General features: G+C 67.0%; 23 protein-coding genes. 12 read left to right on the forward strand and 11 right to left on the reverse strand.

The window, feature by feature from the left end; all coding sequences use genetic code 11:
- Positions 1-18 precede the first annotated feature (18 nt).
- From MF607_RS09275 to MF607_RS09290, 4 genes are all read right to left on the reverse strand, one after another.
- The gene (locus MF607_RS09275; RefSeq protein WP_242117786.1) at positions 19-393 is read right to left on the reverse strand and encodes a hypothetical protein; all 375 of its coding nucleotides are present in this window, start codon (positions 391-393) and stop codon (positions 19-21) included.
- Between the two features lie 104 nt (positions 394-497).
- A complete protein-coding gene (locus MF607_RS09280; RefSeq protein ID WP_242117788.1) occupies positions 498-2111 on the reverse strand; it encodes an NAD-dependent malic enzyme in 1614 nt (537 codons plus the stop codon).
- A gap of 75 nt (positions 2112-2186) precedes the next feature.
- A complete protein-coding gene (locus MF607_RS09285; protein WP_242117790.1) occupies positions 2187-3692 on the reverse strand; it encodes an alginate export family protein in 1506 nt (501 codons plus the stop codon).
- 84 nt (positions 3693-3776) lie between these two features.
- Positions 3777-5117: a dicarboxylate/amino acid:cation symporter gene (locus tag MF607_RS09290; protein WP_242117792.1), complete on the reverse strand. Its 1341-nt coding sequence runs from the start codon at positions 5115-5117 to the stop codon at positions 3777-3779.
- Between the two features lie 241 nt (positions 5118-5358).
- On the opposite strand from MF607_RS09290, the gene MF607_RS09295 reads away from it, so the two are divergent.
- Both MF607_RS09295 and MF607_RS09300 read left to right on the forward strand, forming a co-directional pair.
- Positions 5359-7077, forward strand: a complete 1719-nt coding sequence (locus MF607_RS09295; protein WP_242117795.1) for a sensor histidine kinase — start codon at positions 5359-5361, stop codon at positions 7075-7077.
- Entirely contained in the window at positions 7074-8384 is a 1311-nt protein-coding gene (locus MF607_RS09300) for a sigma-54-dependent transcriptional regulator (protein WP_242117797.1), read from the forward strand. Before MF607_RS09295 ends, MF607_RS09300 begins: the two co-directional genes overlap by 4 nt.
- Positions 8385-8387: 3 nt before the next feature.
- On the opposite strand, the gene MF607_RS09305 is transcribed toward MF607_RS09300, so the two are convergent.
- On the reverse strand, positions 8388-9128 hold the full coding sequence (locus MF607_RS09305; protein ID WP_242117799.1) for a Crp/Fnr family transcriptional regulator: 741 nt from the start codon (positions 9126-9128) through the stop codon (positions 8388-8390).
- A 141-nt stretch (positions 9129-9269) separates the two neighbouring features.
- On the opposite strand from MF607_RS09305, the gene MF607_RS09310 reads away from it, so the two are divergent.
- On the forward strand, positions 9270-10235 hold the full coding sequence (locus MF607_RS09310) for a ferritin-like domain-containing protein (RefSeq protein ID WP_242117800.1): 966 nt from the start codon (positions 9270-9272) through the stop codon (positions 10233-10235).
- A 17-nt stretch (positions 10236-10252) separates the two neighbouring features.
- Positions 10253-11266 (forward strand): ferritin-like domain-containing protein, encoded by a 1014-nt coding sequence (locus tag MF607_RS09315; RefSeq protein ID WP_242117802.1) that lies wholly within the window; start codon positions 10253-10255, stop codon positions 11264-11266.
- A 69-nt stretch (positions 11267-11335) separates the two neighbouring features.
- Here the strand turns inward: MF607_RS09315 and MF607_RS09320 are convergent, their stop codons facing one another.
- Entirely contained in the window at positions 11336-12103 is a 768-nt protein-coding gene (locus MF607_RS09320; RefSeq protein WP_242117805.1) for a Crp/Fnr family transcriptional regulator, read from the reverse strand.
- 141 nt (positions 12104-12244) lie between these two features.
- Between MF607_RS09320 and ccmC the strand changes: the two genes are divergently transcribed.
- The 7 genes from ccmC to MF607_RS09355 are packed head-to-tail and all read left to right on the forward strand — an operon-like array spanning position 12245 to position 16969.
- Positions 12245-12970 carry a heme ABC transporter permease CcmC gene (gene ccmC, locus MF607_RS09325; RefSeq protein WP_242117806.1) on the forward strand — a complete coding sequence of 242 codons (726 nt, stop codon included), beginning with the start codon at positions 12245-12247 and terminating at the stop codon, positions 12968-12970.
- Positions 12967-13074 carry a heme exporter protein CcmD gene (gene ccmD, locus MF607_RS09330; RefSeq protein ID WP_156359823.1) on the forward strand — a complete coding sequence of 36 codons (108 nt, stop codon included), beginning with the start codon at positions 12967-12969 and terminating at the stop codon, positions 13072-13074. The genes ccmC and ccmD overlap by 4 nt, the downstream gene beginning before the upstream one ends.
- Positions 13071-13499, forward strand: a complete 429-nt coding sequence (gene ccmE, locus MF607_RS09335) for a cytochrome c maturation protein CcmE (protein ID WP_242117809.1) — start codon at positions 13071-13073, stop codon at positions 13497-13499. The genes ccmD and ccmE overlap by 4 nt, the downstream gene beginning before the upstream one ends.
- Positions 13496-15412, forward strand: a complete 1917-nt coding sequence (locus tag MF607_RS09340) for a heme lyase CcmF/NrfE family subunit (RefSeq protein WP_242117811.1) — start codon at positions 13496-13498, stop codon at positions 15410-15412. Before ccmE ends, MF607_RS09340 begins: the two co-directional genes overlap by 4 nt.
- On the forward strand, positions 15409-15936 hold the full coding sequence (locus MF607_RS09345) for a DsbE family thiol:disulfide interchange protein (RefSeq protein WP_242117813.1): 528 nt from the start codon (positions 15409-15411) through the stop codon (positions 15934-15936). Before MF607_RS09340 ends, MF607_RS09345 begins: the two co-directional genes overlap by 4 nt.
- Positions 15933-16337, forward strand: a complete 405-nt coding sequence (locus MF607_RS09350; RefSeq protein ID WP_242117815.1) for a cytochrome c-type biogenesis protein — start codon at positions 15933-15935, stop codon at positions 16335-16337. The genes MF607_RS09345 and MF607_RS09350 overlap by 4 nt, the downstream gene beginning before the upstream one ends.
- Positions 16334-16969, forward strand: a complete 636-nt coding sequence (locus MF607_RS09355; protein ID WP_242117817.1) for a tetratricopeptide repeat protein — start codon at positions 16334-16336, stop codon at positions 16967-16969. The genes MF607_RS09350 and MF607_RS09355 overlap by 4 nt, the downstream gene beginning before the upstream one ends.
- 160 nt (positions 16970-17129) lie before the next feature.
- Here the strand turns inward: MF607_RS09355 and MF607_RS09360 are convergent, their stop codons facing one another.
- From MF607_RS09360 to MF607_RS09375, 4 genes are read right to left on the reverse strand one after another with little or no spacing between them, the layout of a single operon-like run.
- Entirely contained in the window at positions 17130-17351 is a 222-nt protein-coding gene (locus MF607_RS09360) for a DUF3072 domain-containing protein (protein WP_242117819.1), read from the reverse strand.
- Between the two features lie 48 nt (positions 17352-17399).
- Positions 17400-18626 carry a kynureninase gene (kynU, locus tag MF607_RS09365; RefSeq protein ID WP_242117822.1) on the reverse strand — a complete coding sequence of 409 codons (1227 nt, stop codon included), beginning with the start codon at positions 18624-18626 and terminating at the stop codon, positions 17400-17402.
- Positions 18623-19447, reverse strand: coding sequence for a tryptophan 2,3-dioxygenase (locus MF607_RS09370; RefSeq protein ID WP_242117824.1), 825 nt, complete (start codon positions 19445-19447; stop codon positions 18623-18625). The genes kynU and MF607_RS09370 overlap by 4 nt, the downstream gene beginning before the upstream one ends.
- Positions 19447-20781, reverse strand: coding sequence for a dicarboxylate/amino acid:cation symporter (locus tag MF607_RS09375; RefSeq protein ID WP_242117826.1), 1335 nt, complete (start codon positions 20779-20781; stop codon positions 19447-19449). The genes MF607_RS09370 and MF607_RS09375 overlap by 1 nt, the downstream gene beginning before the upstream one ends.
- A gap of 109 nt (positions 20782-20890) precedes the next feature.
- Here MF607_RS09375 and alaS point away from each other — a divergent pair, with 109 nt between their 5' ends.
- Complete coding sequence (gene alaS, locus MF607_RS09380) at positions 20891-23536, forward strand: alanine--tRNA ligase (RefSeq protein ID WP_242117828.1); 2646 nt, start codon at positions 20891-20893, stop codon at positions 23534-23536.
- A gap of 167 nt (positions 23537-23703) precedes the next feature.
- On the opposite strand, the gene bglB is transcribed toward alaS, so the two are convergent.
- On the reverse strand, positions 23704-24816 hold the full coding sequence (gene bglB, locus MF607_RS09385) for a beta-galactosidase BglB (RefSeq protein WP_242117830.1): 1113 nt from the start codon (positions 24814-24816) through the stop codon (positions 23704-23706).
- Positions 24817-24945: the final 129 nt, after the last annotated feature.

The following is a 24945-nucleotide window of genomic DNA, read 5'->3' on the forward strand; positions in this document are numbered from 1 at the left end:
TCAGGAGGGGCTGGTAGTTCAACCGCAGACGCGGCGGCCGTTACGGATCACGTAGCGGCATGGGCCGCGATACTGGACCCCCATCGCCGCAGCTTCGCGCGACCCGCCATAGATGATCCGCTCGCCACGATAGCCATAGCGGTCCCGGCGCCCGTCGCCACGCCGGTCGTTCCACGCCCGGCGGTTGTCCCAGCGCCGCCGGTCGTTCCAGCCACGCCGGTTGTCCCAATGGCCGCGATCGTCCCAGCGGCGGCGGTCATGGTCGCGCGCACGTGGACCGTCGTCATGCCGGTGCGCGTGATGGCGCGGCTGCGCATCCGCCACGGCGGGAACGGCGGTCAGCCCGGCGAGCGTCAGGCCCACACCGGCAAGAATCTGCATCAACTGCTTCATATCGGTTCCTCTCTGCCCCGTCCTGCGCCGGTCCGAGTGAACCGGCGCTGGACGGTATCGACAGCAAAGCGAAAGCCGATCGGAGCGGCAGGGTTCCGCGATCGTCAGTAGGTGGGTGTCCACATCTGGGCCGCGATGCCCTCGCGGTCGGTCACGGCGCCGGGCGAAGCGACTCCGTCCGCAACGGCCTGCGCCGCCACGACCACGGCGATGTCGAGGGCTACGTCGCGCAATCGCTCGATCGGTGGCAACAGCATATCCTCGCCGCCCATCGCCCCCAGCGCCCGGGCGGCGGCCATGAACATTCCGTCGGTGATCTTCGTCGCACCCGCCGCCAGGGCACCCAGCCCGACGCCGGGGAAGATATAGACGTTGTTGACCTGGGTGACACCGGCCACGCCGAACGGGCTGCCGGTGCCGATCAACGCGCGACCGGCGCTCCAGCGATACAGGTCGTCGGGGTGCGCTTCCGCCCGCGACACCGGATTGGACAGCGGAAAGATGACCGGCTGGGCGACCGCCTGTGCCATGGTACGCACTACCGCCTCGGTGAACGCGCCATGCTGGCCCGATGCGCCGATCAATACGGTCGGATGGACATTGGCGACGGTGTCGAACAGGTCGATCGCCCCATGCGCGGTCCGCGTCCACGCCGCCACGTCCTCCGGATCGCGCGCGAGTCCGGCCTGCGCCGGCGACAATCCGTCCATGTCGCTGAGGATCAGCCCGTCGCGATCGACCGCCCAGATGCGCGTGCGTGCCTGCGCCTCGTCGAGCCCTTCGGCCCGCAGCGCCTGCAACAACATGTCCGCGATGCCGCACCCGGCCGCCCCGGCGCCGAACAGCAGGATGCGCTGCTCGGTCAGAGGCACGCCGGTCCGCTCGATCGCGGACAGCAGCGTGCCGACGGCGGTGGCGGCAGTGCCCTGGATATCGTCGTTGAAGCTCAGCAACCGGCCGCGATACCGCTCGAGCAGCTTGTAGGCATTGTGACCCGCGAAATCCTCCCATTGCAGCAGCACGCCGGGGAAGCGATCGGCGACGGCTGTCACGAAATCCTCGACGAACGCATCATATTCCGCGCCGCGGATGCGCGGGTTGCGCCAGCCGACATAGAGCGGATCGTCGCGTCGCGCGGCATTGTCGGTGCCGACGTCGAGCAGGATCGGCAGGACTTCCGCCGGATGGATGCCGGCGCAGGCGGTGTAGAGCGCCAGCTTGCCGATCGGGATGCCCATGCCACCCGCACCCTGATCGCCCAGGCCCAAAATGCGCTCGCCATCGCTGACCACGATCACCTTCACCCGGTCGAGTGCCGGATCGGCAAGGATATCGGCGATGCGGTGCCGGTTCGGCCAGGACAGGAACAGGCCGCGTGGCCGGCGCCAGATGTCGCTGAACCGTTCGCACCCTTCGCCCACGGTCGGGGTATAGACCAGCGGCAGCATCGCCGGCAGATCGCGCTGGACCAGCGCGTGGAACAGGATCTCGTTCGAATCCTGCAATTCGCGCAGAAAGGAATAGCGGTGGAAATCGTCGGGCATCCCCGCCAGCGCCCGCCGTCGCCGCTCGATCTGGCTGTCGAGCGTGCCGACATGCGGCGGCAACAGCCCGTGCAGCCCGAACAGGTCGCGCTCGGCTTCGGTAAAGGCGGTGCCCTTGTTGGTCAGCGGATCGGCGAGCAGCGCGCGGGCGGCGGCATGGGCGGCGGGGGACATAAGCGAGCCCTTCGGGTTCGGAAACAAAGAAACGCCCCGGTGGAAGACCACCGGGGCGCGAGGTCGCTCAAGGAACTAGAAGCGGAAGCTAACCCAGCCTGCCACGAAGTCCGAACTCCGGTACCCCGCATCGGTCAGCGCGGGTCCGGCGATCAGATGCTCGTAGCGCGCGGTCAGGCTGACGCGCGGGCTCAGCGGATAGATCGCCTGGAAGCGGATCGTGTCGGCGATCTTGCGCGAATTGCCGAGCTGCGTTCCGGCGAAGGCCTGTCCGTTGGCACGGTACACCGCGTCGTTCAGGCTGTCGCGCCACGACAGCTGATATTCCGCCGCCAGCCGCAGCTTCGACGTCGGCTGCAACTGCACGCTGGGCGCGAACGCGATCATGTTGGTTGGCGTCGCATACAGCTGATAGCTGTAATAGATGTTGTTGCCGAACGGCGCGAGCGAGGTCTTGAGCGTGCCGTTGCCATAGGAGCCGCCGCCGCTGGCATAGTCGAAGTGGAAACCGACGCGCGGTGCGGTCTTCGACTTGCCGACCTTGTACATCTGTTGCAGCAGCACCAGCCACGCGGAGATCGGACGGTTGTTGAACTCGCCGCCCTGATAGTTGACCGTCCAGTCGAGATTGACCGGCCCGGTGTCGCCATAGAGGTGCAGGCCGTAGAATTTGCGGACTTCCTCCGCCGTCCGCCCGCCCCACACGGCGTTGCTGTTGCGCAGCCGCCAGACGAAGGGGTCGAAATACAGGTTCGATCCGCCGAGGAAGGTCTTGGGCAGCACGAAGCCGACGGTCGCCCCCGAAAAGCGGCGATTGTCGTCGACGATATCGTCGCGCGTGCCGCCGACGCCGAGGCGCGTCGTCTTGAAATCGAACACGTCGCCGCGGATCGTGTCGCCCTTCGCCCAAGCGCGGACGCCGTTATAGACGAAGAAGATGGTGTTGTTGTCGCGCGGCACGACCATCAGGTTCGGGCCGTCGGCAAAGGTCTGCCGACCATAGCGCACCCCCAGATCGACGCCGCCGATCGTGCCGGTCACGTCGGCGAAGCTCTGCTGCACTACCAGGTCGTTGTGGAGCTGCCCGGCCTTCGCGCCGAGGTTGCGGCCCGACATGCCGGCATGCGCCAGTTCGCCGTACAGGCGGACATGCTCGCCCAGATGCAGGTCGGCACCACCGACCACGCGAAAAATGTCCTGCCGCTGCGCTTCGCGGTCGCGCAGATTGGGATTGGTGGTCAGGTTGACGCGGGCGCGGAACTCGCCCGACAGCGTCAGATAGACGTCGTCGCCACCGATCGGAATATATTTCAGCCGGTCGAGAATGTCGTCGCGCTTCTTGGGATCGCGAAACTTCGTCCAGTCCTCCGCCCAGCGCGACTGGTTGTAGCCACCGGCGGTCACGCCGTCGCCGACACCGGCGGTCGGATATTCCTGCGCGACCGGGCGTGCATTGCCGCGATCGGCGACCTGACCCGCGGCCGTGACGGCCGATTCGGGGGCGGGGGCCTCGCCGGCCCACGCGGCGGCGGGGACGATCAGGGCGGCGGTGGTGCAGCAGAGCCGCAGGAACATGTTCATCAAAATCTCTCCGGTGCCTCGCGGGGCAGAAAACCGAATGCCGGTGCGGGCTGTTACCCCTGCACCGGCATCCCCCTTGGTCGATTATTCGGCGGGAACGGCGCCTTCGGGCATCTGGTCGACCCGCACGCTGCGACCGGCCAATGCCTCGTCGAACTGGTGCTTGTCGAGCTTGCCTTCCCATTTTGCGACGACGACGGTTGCGACCGCGTTACCGATGAAGTTGGTCAGGCTGCGGCACTCGCTCATGAAGCGATCGACGCCGAGGATCAGCGCCATGCCGGCGACCGGCACGGTCGGCACGATCGACAGGGTCGCGGCAAGGGTGATGAAGCCCGCACCGGTGACGCCCGCCGCGCCCTTCGACGACAGCATCGCGACGGCGAGGAGCAGCAGCTGTTGGCCGAGCGTCAGGTCGACGTTGCACGCCTGCGCGATGAACAGCGCCGCCAGCGTCATGTAGATGTTGGTACCGTCGAGGTTGAACGAATAGCCGGTCGGGACGACCAGGCCGACGATCGACTTCGGAATGCCGGCACGCTCCATCTTCTCGATCAGCGAGGGCAGGGCGCTTTCCGACGACGAGGTGCCGAGCACCAGCAGCAGTTCGGCCTTCAGATACGAGATCAGCTTGAAGATCGAGAAGCCGCAGAACTGGGCGACCGCGCCGAGCACGACGATGACGAACAGGAGGGCGGTCAGGTAGAAGGTACCGACCAGTGCCGCGAGGCTGAACAGCGTGCCGATGCCGTATTTGCCGATGGTGAACGCCATCGCGCCGAACGCGCCGATCGGGGCGGCCTTCATGACGATCGCCACGACCTTGAAGAAGGCGATCGAGATTTCGTTCAGGCCGTCGAGGACGCGTTCACCCTTGTCACCGATCATGGCGAGGCCGATGCCGAACAGGATCGCGACGAACAGCGTCTGGAGAATGTTGCCCTCGGTCAGCGCCGAGATGAACGTATCCGGGATGATCCCCATCAGGAACCCGGTGATGGTCGTGTCATGCGCCTTTTCGGCGTACTCCGTGACCTTCGACGTATCGAGCGTCGAGGGATCGATGTTCAGCCCGGCGCCCGGCTGGATGACGTTGCCGACGATCAGGCCGACGATCAGCGCGAGGGTCGAGAAGAACAGGAAATAGGCGAAGGCCTTGCCCGCCACGCGGCCGACGCTGGCGAGATCGCGCATGCCCGCGATGCCGGTGACGATCGTCAGGAAGATGACCGGCGCGATGATCATCTTGACGAGCTTGATGAACGCGTCGCCGACCGGCTTCAGCGCTTCGCCGGTCTGCGGGTAGAAATGGCCGAGCAGCACGCCGCACACGATGGCGACGAGCACCTGGACGTAGAGGTGCGCATACCACGGCCTGGCTACGGGCGGGACCGGCGGGTGGGTTGAATGACCAGTGATTATCATGTGACGACCTTTCATCCTCTGGTGCGCCCGACCCTGCTCTTCCCTGGCGGTTGGCGCGACCGGGATGGTTTAGCGAATTGCAATCAGGGTTGTCTTTCGTGCAATCTGTGTCATTATATGTTTTAAAAACAATGACATAGACATTCGACTGCGTGCATGTTGCGCCGATTTCCGCCATGGCAGCTGCCTGAAAGTGCAACTTCTTGCACAAAAGCTTTCCGGATCGTAAAGCTGCACGCCGATGCGGGCGGGACTCAGATCGACATGGATCCGGTGGGTGTTCGGAGCATTGCTCCTGAGCGCGCTTGCCGCCGCGCTGGTCGGCCGGGTCGCCGAACGCCGCGCCCGGGGCGATCTCGTCGCTTCCTTGGAGGCCGATGCCCGGCTGCGACAGGTACTGCTCGCCAGCGAGATCGCCCGGTTCCGGTTGCTGCCCGTGGCGCTGGCCGACGATCGCGACGTCGTCGCCGCGGTGCGCCGGGTCGATGGCGCGGCACAGGCGCTGAACCTTAAGCTCAGCGCGCTCGCCACCTCGACCGGGGCGTCGGTCATCTACGTCATCGGACGCGACGGACTGGCGGTGTCGGCCAGCAACTGGGCCGATCCGCAAAGCTTCGTGGGCAAGGACTATACGTTCCGTCGTTATTACCGTGACGCCATGCGGACAGGGGCCGGCATGCAGTTCGCGCTCGGCACCGTCAGCCACCGGCCCGGCCTGTATCTCAGCCGCCGGACGGCGGAAGGCGGGGTGTTGATCGTGAAGCTCGAATTCGACCGGATCGAGCAGGAATGGCGCGCGGCGGGCGGGCTGACCTTCGTCACCGACCGGGCAGGGGTGGTGCTGATCTCCAGCCGCCCGCAATGGCGCTTCGCCGCGACGCTGCCGATCGCGCCGGCGATCGCCGCCGCCATGCGCGCCGACAGCGGAGCCGCATCGCTGCGCCCGCGACCGTTCGCGATGGTCGGCGATGCGATCCGGCTGAACGGCGAACGGCGGCTGTTGCAGCATGTCCAGACCGAACCCGATGCGGCCGGCTGGCGCGTCCATCTCGCCATGCCGCTGCAACCGGCGGTCGGGGGTGTCGTGCGCGGCAGCGCGATCGCCGCCGCGCTTGCCACCCTTGCGCTGCTGGCCATGGCGTGGGGCCTGCGCGAACGGTCGCGCCGCCGCGCGATCCGGACCAGCGAGCTGGAGGCCGCGGTCGCCGATCGGACCCGCCTGCTGCGCGACGAGATGGAGGAACGGGCCGCTGCCGAGGCGCGCGCCGCCGAATTGCGCGAAGGGTTGCGACAGGCCAATCGGCTCGCCGCGCTCGGACAGATCACCGCCAGCGTGGCGCATGAAACCGCGCAACCGGTCGCCGCGATCCGCAACTATGTCGCCGCCGCCCGCCAGTTGCTGGGGCGCGGCGACACCCGGCAGGTCGACGACAATCTTGGCGCCATTGCCCGGCTGACCGACCGCATCGGCCTCGTGACCGCCGAACTGCGGGGTTTCGCGCGCAAGGGCAGCGGCGTGATCGGCCCGGTGCCGCTGGCCGATATCGTCGACGGGGCGCGCCTGATCCTGAAGGAGCGGCTGTCGGAGGTCGACTTCACCGCACCGACCATTCCCGCCGACCTGCTGGTGATCGCGGGACGGGTCCGGCTGGAACAGGTGCTGGTCAACCTGTTGCAGAACGCGCTGGAGGCGCTGGACGGCCGCGCCGATCCGGCGATCGCGATCGAGGTGCGCGTCGATGGCGACATCGTCTCGCTGATCGTCGCCGATAACGGGCCGGGCATCGATCCGACGGTCGTCGAACGCATGTTCACGCCGTTCGTCACCAGCCGCCCGAACGGTCTCGGCCTCGGGCTGGTGATCGCGCAGGACATCATGACCGACCTTGGCGGTACGCTCCGCCTCCTGCCTACGGAACGCGGTGCGCGCTTCGAAGCAACGCTGCGGCGGGCGTCATGACCGACGCGAGCGCGATCAGGGGGCGGGTGGCGCTGGTGGAGGACGATGCCGACCTGCGTGCCTCGACGCAGCAATTGCTGACGCTGGCGGGGTTCGACGTCGTACCCTTCGTTGCGGCACAGCCTGCGCTGCTCGCGATCGACGCCGATTTCGACGGCATCGTCGTCACCGACGTGCGCATGCCGCATATGTCGGGAATCGAACTGTTTCGAACTCTACGCGAACGCGACCCGACGCTGCCGGTCGTGCTGGTCACCGGCCATGCCGATGTCGAAATGGCGGTCGATGCGCTGAAGGCCGGGGCATGGGATTTCCTGTCCAAGCCGTTCGACCCCGACGCCTTGGTCGCAGCGGCCACCCGTGCCGTGGCGGCGCGCGCGCTGGCGCTCGACAATCGCCGGTTGCGGGCGCAGGCGGCGGGCGGCGAACAGGTCGCGCTGATCGGCCGCTCGCCCGCCATCCTTCGCCTGCGCGAGATGATCCCGGTCCTCGCCGACACCGATATCGACCTGCTGATCGAGGGGGAGACCGGCACCGGCAAGGAATTGCTGGCCCGATCGATCCACCGTGCCGGCCGCCGGGCCCGGCATCGCTTCGTCGCGGTCGCCTGTGCCGCGCTTCCCGGACCGGCGATCGAGGACGAACTGTTCGCGACCGTCGGCGACCGCGGCATCGTCGGGGCGCAGCGCGGCACGCTGTTCCTCGACGATATCGACCAGGCGCCCCGCGCGCTGCAAGGGCGGCTGACCCAGGTGATCGAGGATCGCGCGATCCGCGGCCCGCGCGACGCCGTGCCGGTCGACATCCGCGTCATCGCGACCGCTGCGGAGGAAGCGCAGCGGGGCCCCGACGCGATCGCCCCGGCACTGCTCTACCGGCTGGCGGCGGTGCGGCTGCGCATTCCGCCGCTCCGCGAACGGCGCGAAGACGTGCCGCTGCTGTTCGCGCATCTGGTCGATGCCTCGGCGGCGCGGCTGCGGCGCGAGGTGCCGTCGCTGACGCACGAGGCGCGCGACCTGCTTGCGCATCACGACTGGCCGGGCAATGTCCGCGAACTGGCGCACTTCGCCGACCGCTTCGTGCTGGGGTTGGACGGCAGCGGCAGCATGGCGGCGGCCGACGATGCCAGCCGCCCGCTCCCCGAACGCATCGCCGCGTTCGAGCGCGAGGCGATCCTCGCGGCGATCGCCGCGACCGGCGGCGAGATCGGCGCGGCGATCGATCGCCTCGGCATCCCGCGCAAGACCTTCTACTACAAGGTGCAGCGGCTCGGCATCGACCTGAAGACGGTGCGCGGCCAGCCCTGACGATCAGCGCGGCGTTTCGGGCGCGAGGCCGTCATCGGCGACATAGGCAAGACCCGCCCGCGCCTCCAGCGCCGCGCGGTCGCGCATCGTGATCCGCCCGCGCGAACACCGCACCATATGCTCGCCTTCGAGGATATGGAGGCAGTCGGTCACCGTCGCCCGGCGCAGGTTCAGCGTCGCCGCGATCGATGCATGCGTCACCGACATGGTTTCGCCGTCGATCCGGTCGTCGATCATCAGCAGCAGGCGGGCGATGCGCCGTTCGGGCACGTCGCGCAGCGCCGATGCCAGCGTCCGCGCCATCTGCATCGTGAAACGCTGGGCAAAGGTCAGCACCGCCTTCAGCAGCGCCGGGTCTTCGTTCGCTGCGTCGACCACCGCCGAGGCGGGGATCTCGATCGCGCTACCCGACTGAATATGGACGCGCGCGGTGAACGGTGTCGGCTGGTCGCTGAACAGCCGCGACCATCCGACCACGCCGTCGCGACCGATCATGCCGACATCCTGCGACGATCCACCGGTCGATACCGACAGCATCGCCGGCGCGCCTTCGGGAAAGACCAGTCGATCGATGGGTTCGCCGGCACGGGTTAGCACGTCGCCCGTATTCAATTCGATCCGGGTCGCCGCCATCGCCAGTCGTCGCCGCGTTTCCGCGCGCAGCGACCCGATCAGCCGGTTGTCCGTGGTCGGCAGAAAACTGCCGCTATCGGGCGAAATGTCTGTTTGCACTACGAACGCCATTTGCCGACCTTTTGCCTGCAAGATTTTTTGCAATCCAGTCGTCGGCCCCTCCCTGTACGGAACCGTACGTCCGGTTTGGACGTGCATCTTTATTCGAACAGGCTTCGTTCCATCGCAAGAACGATGCAGGGAGACGGTGCCATGACCGATCAGACGTTGTTGACGGAGGCGTTCGAAGCACGCGCCAAACGCCGCGAGGACCGGCGAGACTTCTTTCGGATGCTGGGGGGAGCGGCCGCGATCGGCGGTGCCGTGATCTTCGCCTCGGAATCGAACGAAGCGATCGCGCAATCCGCGCCCAGTGACGCGGACGTGCTGAATTTCGCGCTCAACCTCGAATATCTCGAAGCGCAATTCTACTATTTCGCCGCCTTCGGCACCGGCCTGCCCACCTCGCTGCTCAGCGGTACGGGAGCACAGGGTGCGGTGACCGGTGGACGGCAGGTGACCTTCTCCGACCCGATCGTCGCGCAATATGCGCGGGAGATCGCCGCCGACGAACGCGCGCATGTCGAATTCCTGCGCGCGGGCCTCGGCACCAGCGCCGTCGCCCAGCCGGCGATCGACATCAGCGCGTCGGCGACCGGCGCCTTTTCGAACGCCGCACGCGCCGCTGGATTGATCGGCGCGGGGGCCAGCTTCGACCCCTATGCCAGCGACGAGAATTTCCTGCTCGGCGCGTACATCTTCGAGGATGTCGGCGTGACCGCGTACAAGGGCGCAGCGCCGCTGCTCTCGAGCAAGGTGTTCCTCGAAGCCGCGGCAGGGATCCTTGCGGTGGAGGCGTATCACGCCGCGATCGTCCGCACGACGCTCTATGCGAAGGGGATCGAGACGCCTTCGTCGCAATTGATCGCCGCCAGCGACGCGATCTCGAATGCGCGTGACAGCCTCGACGGCACGACCGATCTCGATCAGGGGCTGACGCCGCTCGCCAGCAACCCGAACGCTAGCAACATCGTGCCCCTCGACAGCGACGGCATCGCCTTCAGTCGCTCGACCGGGCAGGTGCTGAACATCGTGTACCTGAACAACACCCAGGTCAGCGGCGGTGGCTTCTTCCCCAACGGGGTGAACGGCACCATCCGCGTCAGCGCCGCGAACTGAGCCAGGGAGACAGTATCATGACCAACGATCCGATTCTTCAGGTGCTCGAAGCCTGTGACGAACGCCGCAACGCCCGGCGCGAGTTCATGCGCTATGCCGGTGGCGCCGCGATGGCGACCGCCGGTGCCTCGCTGCTCGCCGCGTGCAGCGATAGCGGCGGCGGCCCGATCAACGGGGGCACTCCGACGCCCACGCCTACGCCCACCCCGACTCCGACCAGCGCGATCAGCGACGCCGACGTGCTGAACTTCGCGCTGAACCTCGAATATCTCGAAGCGCAATTCTACTCCTACGCCGCGCTCGGTACCGGCCTGCCCAGCAGCAGCCTGTCGGGTACCGGCAATCAGGGAGCGGTCACCGGCGGCCGGCAGGTGACCTTCACCGATCCGCTCGTTGCCCGCTATGCCCGGGAAATTGCGGCGGACGAGATCGCGCACGTCAACTTCCTGCGCCTCGCGCTGGGATCGGCGGCGGTGGCGCAACCGGCGATCGATATCGGCGTGACTGCGACCAGCGCCTTTTCGAACGCGGCGCGCGCGGCGGGGCTGATCGGGGCAGGCGCGGCCTTCGACGTCTATGCCAGCGACGAGAATTTCCTGCTCGGCGCCTATATCTTCGAGGATGTCGGCGTCACGGCATACAAGGGCGCGGTCGGTTTCATCTCGAACAAGACCTTCCTCGAAGCCGCTGCCGGCATCCACGCGGCGGAGGCCTATCATGCCGGGCTGGTCCGCACCGTGCTGTATCGCAAGGGCGTCGCCACTCCGGCGCTGATCGATGCGGCCGATGCGATCTCGAACGCGCGCGACAGCCTCGATGGCAGCACCGATCTGGATCAGGGCATCCGCGCCACCAGCAGCGGGTCTGTCCTCGTGTCGAACATCGTCCCCGCCGACAATATGGGCATCGCCTTCAGCCGCACGCCGGGCCAGGTGTTGAACATCGTCTACCTAAACAACACCGTCCAAACCGCCGGCGGCTTCTTCCCGAACGGCGTCAACGGCACGATCCGCCAGAGCGCGTCTAGCTGATCCCAGCCCCCTGTGGTTTTCGGGCCGCTCCGTTCCGGGGCGGCCCTTTTTTTGGGTCGCGGCTCTCAATCAGTTTCCGAGTGTGCGCACCAGCCGTTCATAGGCCGCTTCGGCGGAGCCATAGGTATCGGCGGCCAGCGCCAGCAGCTTTTCCCGCTCGCGCACGATCACCCGCCCGCGGACCGACCGGATCGCATGCTGCTCCTCCAGCCGGTGCAGCGCGTCGGTGATGCTGCTGCGCCGCACGCCCAGCATGATGCGGAATTCCTCGTGCGTCATGGTGATCTCGTCGCCGCGCACCCGGTCGTGATACAGCAGGATCCATCGCGCCAGCCGCCGCTCGACCGAATGGCCCAGCGCCGACACGACGGTCCGCCCCATCTGGATCATGAACACCTCGATGAAGCGCAGCAGCGCGCGGCGCAACGTATCGCTCTGTTCCGCCGCCGCGACCACCCGCTCGACCGGAATGCGCAGCGCGGTGCCGGCTTCGGCGCGCAGGATGGTGGCATAGGGCGACCGGTCGTCGCCCAGTAGCACTGGCCAGCCCAGATACCCCTCGTTACCGATCAGCCCGACCGCATGCAGCCGCTCGCCCTCGATCGTGTCGAGCAGCGCGGCGATGCCGGAATCGAGGAAGGTCAGATGCTCGATCCGTCCACCGGCGGGCATGATCACGTCGCCGACCGCGATCGAAACCCGTTCGAAGTGCGGGGAAAGCAACGCGAAATCGGCGTCGCTCAGATTGGCCAGAAACAGGTTGGCCGATATGCGCCGGCCGGCGGGGGCGGTGGCGGTCCGGTTCGCAAATCCGGTATGATCGTGCTGCAAACTCATGATTGCTCCCGTACAAACCAGCCTGTCATGGGTCCAAGTCCGTAGCGTACCAACGGTAATCTATCGTTACGGTTGCGGGCGTCGATGCGACGTCGATCCGCATTGCCGTTTGCGCCCGGCTTGCATAGACAGGGCGCGACCGTGCCCAGCATTCATGCCCTTGCCAATCCCCGTCGATTTCTGTCGATCGCGCGACCGCTTACCCCGTTGCTGGTCTGGGGCGGCCTTGCGCTGTTCCTGTTCGGTTGCTGGGCAGGGCTGACCCGGACGCCGGCGGACTATCTGCAGGGCGAAAGCGTCCGCATTCTGTACGTCCATGTCCCCGCCGCATGGCTCGGTATGGGCGGCTGGTCGAGCCTCGCCATCGCCAGCATCGTCTATCTGGTATGGCGGCATCCGCTGGCGGCGGTTGCGGCGCGGGCGATCGCGCTGCCCGGTGCGGTCTTTGCCGGCATCTGCCTTGCGACCGGATCGATCTGGGGTCGTCCGACCTGGGGCACGTGGTGGCAATGGGACGGGCGGCTGACCTCGATGCTGCTTCTGTTCTTCGTCTATCTCGCCTATCTGGCGCTGGCCCGCGCCGACGCCGAACGCGATGGCGACGGGCGGATCCCGGCATTGTTCGGCATTGCGGGCACCGCATTGCTGCCGGTCATCCGCTATTCGGTATTATGGTGGTACACGCTGCATCAGGGGCCGAGCATCACGCTGACGAAATCGACCATCGATCCGTCGATCCTGTGGCCGCTCGGCTTTACCGCCGGCGGTGCCAGCCTGTTGTTCGGCGGCATCGTGCTGATGCGGATGCGCGCCGATCTCGCGCGGATCAAGGCGGAGGCGCGGATGCGTCGCCGGGCCGCGGCATGAACCATTGGCCGTTCATCCTCGCCGCCTATGGGCTGACCATCGGTGCGATCGTCGCGCTGATCCTGTTCGCATGGGTGGCGATGCGCCGCGCGGAGCGGGGATGAGCCCGAAACGGCAACGCATGACGCTGGCATTGCTGGCCGTGGTCGCGATCGTCGGCGCGGTGCTGCTGGCGATGTCGGCTCTCAGCGACGAAGCGGCATTCTTCTACGCGCCCGCCGATGCCGCCTCGGCCCCGGTCGACAAGCCGGTGCGGCTGGGCGGCATGGTCGCACCCGGATCGGTGAAGCGCATGGCCGATGGCGTGACGATCGCCTTCACGGTCACCGATGGCAAGGCGACCGTGCCGGTCCGTTTCTCGGGCATCGTCCCCGACCTGTTCCGCGAGAATTCGGGCGTGGTCGCCGAAGGAAAATTCGTGGCTGGCGGCGGCTTCGTCGCCGACAATCTGCTCGCCAAGCATGACGAACGCTACATGCCGCCGCAGGTCGCCGGAAAGATGCACAAGAGCGAAAGCATCGCGCAGTGATCGCCGAAGCCGGTCTGGCGGCGCTGTGGCTGGCGGCGGCAATGGCGTTGCTGCAACTGGCGATGGCGGCGATCGCGCTGTCGTCGCGCGCGACGGAACCGCCGCAGATCGTCCGCGATCTGCTCGCTGCGGTTCGGCCGGTCGCCGTTGCGCAAGGGTTGCTGGCGCTCGGCGCCTTCGCCGCGCTGGTCGCCCTGTTCGCCCGGACCGACTTGTCGGTGCTGCTGGTCGCCGAAAACAGCCACAGCGCCAAGCCGATGCTGTACAAGGTCGCGGCGACCTGGGGCAATCACGAAGGGTCGATGCTGCTCTGGGTCACCGTGCTGGCGGTGGCGGGCGGGGCGATCGCACTCTTCGAGCGGCTGCTGGCCACGCGCACCCATGTCGCGACACTGGCGGCGCAGGCGGCGATCGCGGCGGGCTTCTATGCGTTCCTGCTGTTCGCCTCCAATCCCTTCGCGCGCCTGTCGCCGACACCGCTCGATGGTCTTGGTCTCAATCCGCTTTTGCAGGACCCCGGCCTCGCCTTCCATCCGCCGACCCTGTATCTCGGCTATGTCGGGTTGTCGGTGGCCTTTTCGTTCGCCGTCGGGGCGCTGGTCACCCGCGATGTCGGCCGCGATTTCGCGCGGGCGATGCGGCCATGGGTGCTGGGCGCATGGATTTTCCTGACGATCGGGATCACCGCCGGCAGCTACTGGGCCTATTATGAGCTTGGCTGGGGCGGCTGGTGGTTCTGGGACCCGGTCGAGAATGCCTCGCTGATGCCATGGCTGGCGGCGACTGCGCTGCTCCACTCGGTGACGGTGCTCGCGACCCGCGACGGCCTGCGCGCATGGACGATCATGTTGTCGGTCGTCGCCTTTTCGATGTCGATGGTCGGCACCTTCCTCGTCCGCTCGGGCATCCTCACCAGCGTCCATGCCTTTGCCGTCGATCCGACGCGCGGAAGCTTCATCCTCGCGCTGCTGATCCTCTATATCGGCGGGGCGCTCGCGCTGTTCGCCTTCCGCGTCGGCACGGTCCGGCAGGGGGCGTTGTTCGAACCGGTCAGCCGCGAAGGCGGGCTGGTGCTCAACAACCTGTTGCTGTCGGTCATTCTCGGCATCGTCCTGATCGGCACGCTCTATCCGCTGCTGGCCGAGGCGTTCGGCGTGCAATTGTCGGTTGGCCCGCCCTTCTTCAACCGCGCCGCCGGGCCGATCGCATTGCTGCTGGTCGCCGGCATGGCGGTCGGGCCGTTGCTGCGCTGGCGGCGTGATCGCGGCAGGGCGGTCGCCCGGCGGATCGCGATGCCGGCGGCGGTGACGCTAATTGTTTTCATAGCGCTGCTGTTCACCGATGCCGGGTTGATGCCGCTCCTCGGCCTGTCGCTCGCCGCCGGGCTGGCGGTTGCCAGTATTCTGCCGTTGGTCGGGCGCAGCCCGTGGCGGACCCCGATGCCGATCTGGGGCATGGTCGTCGCGCATCTTGGCATCGCCGTCAGCCTTGCCGGCATGGCCAGCGACAGCGCCTTCACCGCCGAACGCCTTGTCGCCGCGCGGCCGGGCGAAATCAACCGGGTCGGCCCCTTCGCCATTCGCTTCGAAGGGATCAAGCCAGTCGTTGGCGACAACTGGTCCGCCATACAGGGGCGGCTGATCGTCACCCGCGACGGCGGCCAGCCCTTCCTGCTGCGCCCCGAACAGCGTTTCTTCGCCAACCCGCCGACCGAAACCAGCGAAGCGGCGCTCGCGACCTTCTGGGACGGACAGCTCTACGCCGTGCTTGGCCGGGACGATCATGGCGGGCGGCGGCAGTTGCGGCTGTGGTGGAAGCCGTTTGTGACGCTGATCTGGGCCGGTGGCGGGCTGATCGCGCTCGGCGGGTTCGTGTCGCTGATCGGCCGCGTCCGGCGGCGGAGGGCACGGTGAAGCGGCGTCTGTTCTGGGTGCCGCTGGCGGCGTTCGTCGCCGTCGCGGGCCTGTTCGCATGGATGTTGTCGCAAGAGCCCGACCGGCAGGTCCGCTCGCGCCTGATCGGCCAGCCGCTGCCGGCCTTCACCCTCGCTCCCGCCGTCCCGACCAAGCCGGGCCTGACCACCGCCGCCTTCCGCACCGGCCAGCCGCGCCTGCTCAACGTCTTCGGCAGCTGGTGCGTCCCCTGCGCCGCCGAAGCCCCGCAACTCGCCAAACTGGCCAGGGCAGGCGCAAAGATCGACGCGATCGCGATCCGCGACACGCCCGACAAGGTCGCGGCCTTCCTGAGCGACTATGGCGACCCCTATGCCGCGATCGGCGACGACCGCAACAGCTCGGTGCAACTGGCGCTCGGATCGTCGGGGGTGCCCGAAACCTTCGTGATCGACGGGCAGGGCCGCATCGCCCACCAGCATATCGGCGCGATCCGCGACGAGGACGTACCGATCCTGCTTGCCAGGCTGAAGGCCGCGCGATGAGGCTGTTGCTCCCTTTCGCGCTGCTGCTCGCCGGCCCCGCATCGGCACAGTCGAACGTGCCGCCCCCGGCACTCGCCGACACGCAATTGCCCGATCCCGCGCAGGAACGATCTGCCAAGGCGCTGATGGAAACGTTGCGCTGCCTCGTCTGCCAGAGCCAGTCGATCGCCGACAGCGATGCGGACATGGCCGCCGATATGCGTGCGCTCGTCCGGCAACGCATCGCCGCAGGCGAACGCCCCGATCAGGTCCGCGACTGGCTGATCCAGCGCTATGGCGATTATGTCAGCTACGATCCGCCCTTCTCGCCGGCCAGCATCCTGCTCTGGGCGACGCCGCTGCTGCTGCTCGGCATCGGCATCGTGCTCGCACGGCGCAGCCTGAAGCGGAGACGGCGATGAACGGCTGGCTGATCCTGTTTGCGCTGCTGGTCGGCTGCTTCGCGCTGCTGGTCGTGGCACGCGTCGCCAGGCCGCTCCGGGGGTTCGTCGGCGCCGCGCTGATGCTGGGGGCAGCTGGCTATGCATGGCAGGGCAGCCCCGAGCTACCCGGCACGCCGCGCGCCGCACAGCGCGAAACCGAACCGGTCGATATCGCCGCCGACGATCTGCGCGACGCGATCTGGGGCCGGTTCACCTACGACTATGCCTATGCCGTCGCCGCCGACGGCTTGGCGCGCGCCGGCGCGACGCAGGCGGCGGTGAACGCGGTGCTCGGCGGGCTACAGGGTAATCCGCAAAGCGCGCGCCTGTGGACGCGACTCGGCACCGCGATCCTCGCGCATGACGGCGGCCGCGTCCTGTCGCCCGCCGCCAAACTCGCGTTTGGACAAGGCATCGCCTACGCGCCGGACCATCCCGGACCGTATTTCTACTACGGCATGGCGCTGATCCAGACCGGCGACCTACCCGGTGCGAAGCGGGCATGGCTGGCCGCGCTCAAGCGATCGCGGCCGAATGCGCCCTATCGCGTCGACCTCGCCACCCGACTGGTGCTGCTCGACCGACTGATGGCGATGCGGCCGACGTCCTGACCACACGCGCAACCGTTCGGTTCGAGCAGCTTCGAGCATGCCGAGAAGCGTCCGTCGAGAATGGGTCGCCTGGGGCAACTCCCTCTCGACTACGGTTCTCGACATGCTCGAAGCGAACGCGGCGCGGAAAGAAGGGGAGGGAAAGAGGAAGTGCCGAACCTCAGCCTGCCCCGCGCCCGGTCTTCTCCTGTAACGCATCGATCGCCTTCGACGCTTCCGCCTTGGTCAGCCCGTCGTCGAACGGCTCGCCCGCTTCCTCGCTCAGCGTCTTCAGATACGACGCCTGCGCCCCGGTCATCTTCTCGTCGCCGGTCGTCCAGTCGTCCGGGTCCTTCTCGGCATTCGAAAAGGGTTCGCTCTTGGGATTGGCATGTTCGGTCATGGCAGTTCCTTTCGCCGCCACCAACCGCCGCGTTCTCAATTCGTTCCGTCAGGTCACCGCGTTGCGGGCATGATAGTGCGGCGCGTCCCAACTGTCATCGCGGAGCACCTCCGCTAGCACCGCCACCGCCCGCCACAGATCGGCAAAGCCGACATAGAGCGGCGCGAAGCCCAGTCGCAGCACGTCGGGCGCGCGGAAATCGCCGATCACCCCGCGATCGATCAGCGCCTGACAGATCGCATAGGCCTGTGGATGCCGGAACGAGACATGGCTGCCCCGCGCCGCCGCCCGACGCGGTGACACCAGTTCCATTTCGGGACAATGTTCGGCCATCAGCGCGATACACGCATCCCCAAGCGCTCGTCCCTTGGCGAACAGCGCCGCCCGATCGACACCATCGAACTGGGCAATTCCTTCCTCCAGCGCAGCGATGCCGAGGATCGGCGGCGTCCCGCATTGGAACCGCCCGATATCGCCCGCCGGCGCATAATCGTCGCCGAAGTCGAACGGCGCGGCATGGCCGAACCATCCCGACAGCGGCGATCGCAACACCGCCTGATGCCGCTCTGCGACATACAGGAATGCCGGCGCGCCCGGCCCACCGTTCAGATATTTATAGCCGCACCCGACCGCCAGATCGGCGTTGCAGCCATTGAGGCCGACCGGCACCGCCCCGACGCTGTGGCTCAGATCCCATAGCACCAGCGCGCCCTTCGCCTGCGCAGCGGCAGTGATCGAAGCCATGTCGAGCATCGCGCCGCTCTTGTAATGGATATGGGTCAGCAGCACGACCGCGACATCGTCGTCGATCGCATCGACGATCTCCGCCACCGGCACGGTCCTCACCCGCGCGTCGCCAATGCTCCATGCCGCCCCATCGGCCATATACAGGTCGGTCGGGAAATTGCCCGGCTCCGACAGGATCGTCCGCCGCCCGTCTTGCGCCTTCACCGCCGCGACCAGCAGCTTGTAGATATTGGCCGAGGTCGAATCGGCGACCACCACCTCGTGCGGCTGCGCCCCGACGAACGGCGCGATCTTCGCCCCCACGCGCCGTCCCGCGCCGACCCAGTCATGTGCGTTCCAGCTGCGGACCAGCCCGTCGCCCCATTGCTCGACCGTCACCGCCTGCAACCGCGCCGGCGTCGATTTCGGCAGCGCGCCCAGCGAATTGCCGTCGAGATAGATCACCCCCTCAGGCAGCGCGAACCGATCGCGAAACCCGCGCAACGGCTCAGCGGCATCCAGCGCCTCGGCCTCCGCCAGCGACTTCACAGCGCCACCCGCACGGCCAGCAATTCGGGGAAAAACACTTCGTCAATCACCTTCGCCAGATAGGGGACGCCCGCCGTCCCGCCGGTGCCGCGCTTGAAGCCGATGATCCGCTCGATCGTCTTCAGATGCCCGAACCGCCACAACTGGACCCGATATTCGAGGTCGACCAGCTTCTCGGCCAGTTCGTACAGGTCCCACCAGCGATCGGGGTCGCGATACACCGCCTGCCACGCCGCCTCGACCGCTGCCGACGCCGCATAGGGTTGCGTGAAATCGCGCTCCAGCCGGTCCGCCGGAATGTCGAACCCGCGCCGCGCCAGCATCCGCAGCGCTTCGTCATACAGGCTGGTCCGCCCAAGCGCCTCGCGCAACACCGCCTGCGCATCCGGGTCGCCGTCATGCGCCGCCAGCATCCCGACATTCTTCGCGCCCAGCATATATTCGAGCAGCCGATACTGCACCGACTGGAACCCCGAACTGCCGCCCAGCTTGCCGCGCATCGCCGAATAATCGGCCGGGGTGATCGTCGCCAGCACCTCCCAACTCTGGATCAGCTGCTGTTGCACGCGGGCGACGCGGGCCATCATCTTGAACGCGCTGTCCGGCCGGTCGGCGATCAGCGCCTGCCGCGCCGCCTCCAGCTCGTGCAGGCACAGCTTGATCCACAGTTCGGACGCCTGATGGATGACGATGAACAGCAATTCGTCATGCGTGTCCGACAACGGCTCCTGCGACGTCAGCAGCCGGTCGAGCCGCAGATAGCTGCCATAGGTCGGGCCACTGGCGGGCGGGGCGGAGTGGTCCGCCTCGCGGCTCTCCATTATCTCGGCTCGCCCATGTCACGGAAGCTGTCGGGGACGTCGGTACGCGGATGCCCCGACGGCGTCGGCAACGGTTCGATCACCGGCGATTCGGGTGCGTCGAACCCGCCCTCCCATTTTGCGATGACGCTGGCGGCGATCGCATTGCCGACGACATTGGTCGCGGTCCGCCCCATGTCGAGGAAGTGATCGATGGCGAGGATCAGCAACAGCCCGGCCTCGGGAATGTTGAACATGCCTAGCGTGGCGGCGATTACCACCAGGCTGGCGCGCGGCACGCCGGCAATCCCCTTCGACGTGACCATCAGCACCAGCAGCATCAGGAACATCTGTCCCCAGCTCAGGTCGATGCCGTACGCCTGCGCGATAAAGATCGACGCGAACGTCATATACATCATCGACCCGTCGAGGTTGAACGAGTAGCCGAGCGGCAGCACGAAGCTGGCGATGCGCGGCGGCACCCCGAACCGGTCGAGCGCCTCCAGTGTACGCGGATAGGCCGCTTCCGACGATGCGGTCGAAAAACCGAGCAGGATCGGATCGCGCAGATAGCGCAGCAGCATCTTCACGCGCGGGCCGATGATCGCGAAGGCGATGCCGATCAGCACCGTCCACAGCGTGGCGAGGCCGAGATAGAAGCTGCCCATGAAATAGGCGAGGTCGCCGATGATCCCCGGTCCCCGCTCGGCCAGCGTCGCCGTCACCGCCGCGAACACCGCGAACGGGGCGAAGCGCATGACATAGTCGGTGACCTGCAACATCACCGCGACAAGGCCTTCGAGCGCGCGGACCAGCGGCTTGCCCTTGTCGCCGACCGCCGTCAGCGCGACGCCGATGAACAGCGAGAAGATGACGATCTGCAATATCTCGTTGGTTGCCATCGCCTCGATGCCGGAGGCGGGGAAGATATGGCCGACGAACTTGACGAAATCGAACGCCGGCTTGTCGACGCCGGTCGCGGCGGTGACCGGCGGAACCGGCAGGCCCAGCCCCACGCCCGGCTGCAACAGATTGACCAGCACCAGCCCGAGCATCAGCGAGATGAAGCTCGCCATCACGAACCAGCCGAACGACCGCAGCCCGACCCGGCCGAGCGACGAACTGTCGCCCATATGCGCGATGCCGACGACCAGCGTCGAAAAGACCAGCGGGGCGATGATCATCTTGATGAGCCGCAGGAACACGGTGGTCACGGCGGAGAGGTAATAGGCGATGTTCTTCAGCGTCGCGCTGCCCGCGCCGCCCCCATCGTCCAGGCCGGCGTTCAGCGCCCAGCCGAGCACGAGTCCCGCGACAAGGGCGATGAGAATGAAAGTCGTAAGCCGCTTGGCCATGCGCAATCCCTGATCGTTTGCGCTGGAAAGGACGGGAATGTTTCGTCCGGGTCAACCCCTGTGCTTGTCGCAGCTTGGCAAGTCGCGCGTGCCTGCGTATCGAGCCCGCATGACCTCGACCAATGATGTCCGCCGCTCGTTCCTCGACTTTTTCGAGAAGGCGGGCCACGCCCGCGTCGCCTCCGCCCCGCTCGTTCCGCAGAACGACCCGACGCTGATGTTCGTCAATGCGGGCATGGTGCCGTTCAAGAACGTGTTCACCGGCCTCGAAACGCGGCCCTATGTGACGGCGACGTCGTCGCAGAAATGCGTGCGCGCCGGCGGCAAGCATAACGATCTCGACAATGTCGGCTATACCGCGCGGCATCACACCTTCTTCGAAATGCTCGGCAATTTCTCGTTCGGCGATTATTTCAAGGAACAGGCGATCCTGAACGCCTGGACCCTGCTGACCCGTGACTGGGGTCTGCCGGCGGAGAAACTGACCGCGACCGTCTATCACACCGACGACGAAGCGTTCGACCTGTGGAAGAAGATCGCGGGGCTCCCGGATCACAAGATCATCCGCATCCCGACCAAGGACAATTTCTGGGCGATGGGCGACAGCGGCCCGTGCGGTCCGTGCTCGGAAATCTTCTACGATCACGGCGAGCATATCCCCGGCGGCCCTCCCGGCTCGCCCGACGAGGACGGCGACCGCTTCGTCGAGATCTGGAACCTCGTGTTCATGCAGTTCGAGCAGGACGCGAACGAGATCGTCGGCGAACTGCCCAAGAAGTCGATCGACACCGGCATGGGCCTCGAACGCATCGCGGCAGTGATGCAGGGCGTCTCGGACAATTACGACACCGACACCTTCAAGGCGCTGATCGCCGCGTCGTGCGAACTGACTGGCACCCGTGCCGAGGGTCCGACCCAGGCCAGCCATCGCGTGATCGCCGATCACCTGCGTGCCTCGGGCTTCCTCGTCGCCGACGGCGTGCTGCCGGCCAATGAAGGGCGCGGTTATGTGCTCCGCCGCATCATGCGCCGCGCGATGCGCCACGCGCATCTGCTGGGTGCCAAGGACCCGTTGATGCACCGGCTGGTCGGTTCGCTCGTGTCCGAAATGGGCGCCGCCTATCCCGAACTGGTCCGCGCGCAGCCGCTGATCGAAGCGACGCTGCAACAGGAAGAAACCCAGTTCCGCCGCACGCTGGACAAGGGGCTGAAGCTCCTCGACGAAGCGACCGCCGGTTTCGCAGAAGGCGCGACGCTGGCCGGCGAGACCGCGTTCAAGCTCTACGACACCTATGGTTTCCCCTATGACCTGACCGAGGACGCGCTCCGCGCCCAGGGCTATGCCGTCGACCGCGCCGGCTTCGATGCGGCGATGGCCGAACAGAAGCGCGCCGCCCGCGCCGCATGGAAGGGGTCGGGCGCCAAGGCGTCGGACGATGTCTGGTTCGACGTCCTCGAAACCGCCGGTCCCACCGAGTTCATCGGCTATTCGGTCGAGGCGGGCGAGGGACAGGTCGTCGCCATCGTCAAGGACGGCGCCCGCGTCGAATCGGCGCAGGCCGGCGACGAGGTGCTGGTCCTGACCAACCAGACGCCCTTCTACGCCGAAAGCGGCGGGCAGGTCGGCGATGCTGGCACCATGACCACCGATGCCGGGTTCAAGGCGACCGTCACCGACACCGCCAAGCAGCTCGGCAAGCTCCACGCCCATGTCGCGACGATCGACGCCGGCACCCTGAAGGTCGGCGACAGCGTCGCGTTGACCATCGACACGACCCGCCGCGCGCAGATCCGCGCCAACCATTCGGCGACGCACCTGCTGCACGAGGCGCTGCGCGAACGGCTCGGCACCCATGTTGCGCAAAAGGGGTCGATGGTCGCGCCCGAACGGCTGCGCTTCGACTTCTCGCAGCCCTCGCCGATCGCGGCGGACGCGCTGGCGCTGGTCGAGGCCGACGTGAACGCGCAGGTGCGCGGCAACGGCACCGTCACGACGCGCCTGATGACCCCCGATGACGCGATCGCGATGGGCGCGATGGCGCTGTTCGGCGAAAAATATGGCGACGAGGTCCGCGTCGTCTCGATGGGGCAGGATGCAGAGGGCACCTATTCGATCGAACTGTGCGGCGGGACGCACGTGAATGCGCTGGGCGAGATCGGCCTGTTCAAGATCGTGTCCGAAGGCGCCGTCTCCTCGGGCGTCCGTCGTGTCGAGGCGCTGACCGGCGAGGCCGCGCGCCAGTGGCTCGGCAACCGCGACGCGAAGCTCCGCGAAGCCGCCGCCGCGCTCAAGGCTACCCCTGACGAAGTCCCCGCCCGCGTCACGCAACTCGTCGAGGATCGCCGCCGCCTCGAGCGCGAACTGGCCGAGGCCAAGAAGGCGCTGGCCATGGGCGGTGGTGCCGGAGCGGCGCCCGCCGGTCCCGAACAGGTCGGCGACATCGCGTTCCTCGGCCAGGTCATCGACGGGTTGGAGGCAAAGGCGCTACGCGGCACGATCGACGAGGCCCGTGCGCGGGTTCCCTCGGGCGTGGTCGCGCTGGTCGCGGTCAATGACGGTCGCGCCTCGGTCGGCGTCGGCGTGTCGAGCGACCTTGTCGGCCGGATCAGCGCCGTCGATCTGGTCAAGGCGGCGGTCGCGGCACTCGGCGGGCAGGGCGGCGGCGGCCGTCCCGACATGGCGCAGGGCGGCGGTCCGGACGGAGCGAAGGGCGCCGAGGCGATCGACGCGATTAAGACGCTGCTGGCGGGCTGACCGCCCGGTCGCGGACGTTATCGTACCCCGGCGAAGGCCGGGGTACGTCGTTTATGGGGGTAGGGCGAGACCCGCCCCAAACCGTATCCCCGCGAAGGCGGGGATCCAGAGCCGAGCAGCGCACTGCCCGTGACCCTGGACCCCCGCCTCCGCGGGGGTGCGGGAACTCAAATATACGTCCGCAAAAACTCGGCCAGCGCACACACCGCGAGGCTCTGCCCGTACGGCATCGAAGTCAGCGCGATATCCTTGTAAAATTGCTGGGTATCGCCCATCGCCGTCCCGAAGCTGACCTGCTTCAACTCGCCCGTTTCATCGATATTGGCCAGCACCCCGCGCACCGCCTTGATCCCGACCGCCTCATAAGCACGCGGCAGATACCCCTTCCGCACCGCCTTCAATATGCCATAGGCAAAACCCGCCGCCGCCGACGCCTCCAGATAGCTGGTCGGGTCGACGATCAGCGTATGCCACAACCCGCTCTCGTCCTGTGTCTCGGCCAGCGTCTTGACCTGCGCCGCCAGCGTATCGATCAGGAACATGCGCAGCGCATCGCCGGGCGGCAGGTCGAGAATCTCGATGATCTCGGGGATCGCGATCGTGACCCAGCAATTGCCGCGCGCCCACAGCGCCTCGGCAAAGTTATGCCGCCCGTTAAAGTCCCAGCCGTGGAACCACAGCCCGGTCTTCTTGTCGAACAGATATTTGATATGCACGAGGAACTGGCGCTTCGCCTCCTCGACATAATGCGGGCGGTTCAGCAACAGGCCGATCTTGGCCAGCGGCAACACGCTCATCATCAGCGTGTCGTCCCACATCTCGCCCGGATTCTCGTCGTTATAGACGATGTGCTGGAACCCGCCCTCTTCGGTCTTGGGCAGGCCGTCGGGCGCCATCAGCCATTCCGCCCACGTATCCAGATAGGGGATGTACCGCGGGTCCGGCGCATGCTCGTAGAGATAGGCAAGGGTGATGAACGGCGCGACGGTGTTGATGTTCTTGGTCGGCGTGCCCTCGGCAAAGCGATCCTCGAACCACTGCTTGATGATCGCCAGCGCCGCCTTGTCGCCGGTCTGCTCATAATAGCGCCACATGCCGAACAGGCCGACGCCATGCGTCCACTCCCACCCGGCCCAGCCCTTGGTGTCGATGATCCGCCCGTCGTCGAGATGGAGCAGGAACTCGCCCGTCTCGTCCTTGATATTGACCAGATTGTCCATCAGCAGCGCGATGGCGTCGGTCACCTGTTGGCGGGGAATGTCGTGGGTCAGCGCGGCCATGATAGCTCCGGGTGAAGGGTTGTATTCAGGTAGGTCGGACGGACAATCCGTCAGGAAATTGTCGTCATCCCAGCGCAGGCTGGGATCTCGCGCGGCAGGCGCGACACCTCCGCAACCGGGATGCCCCAG

Source organism: Sphingomonas lacusdianchii (assembly GCF_022664395.1).
GTDB classification, from domain to species: domain Bacteria; phylum Pseudomonadota; class Alphaproteobacteria; order Sphingomonadales; family Sphingomonadaceae; genus Sphingomonas; species Sphingomonas lacusdianchii.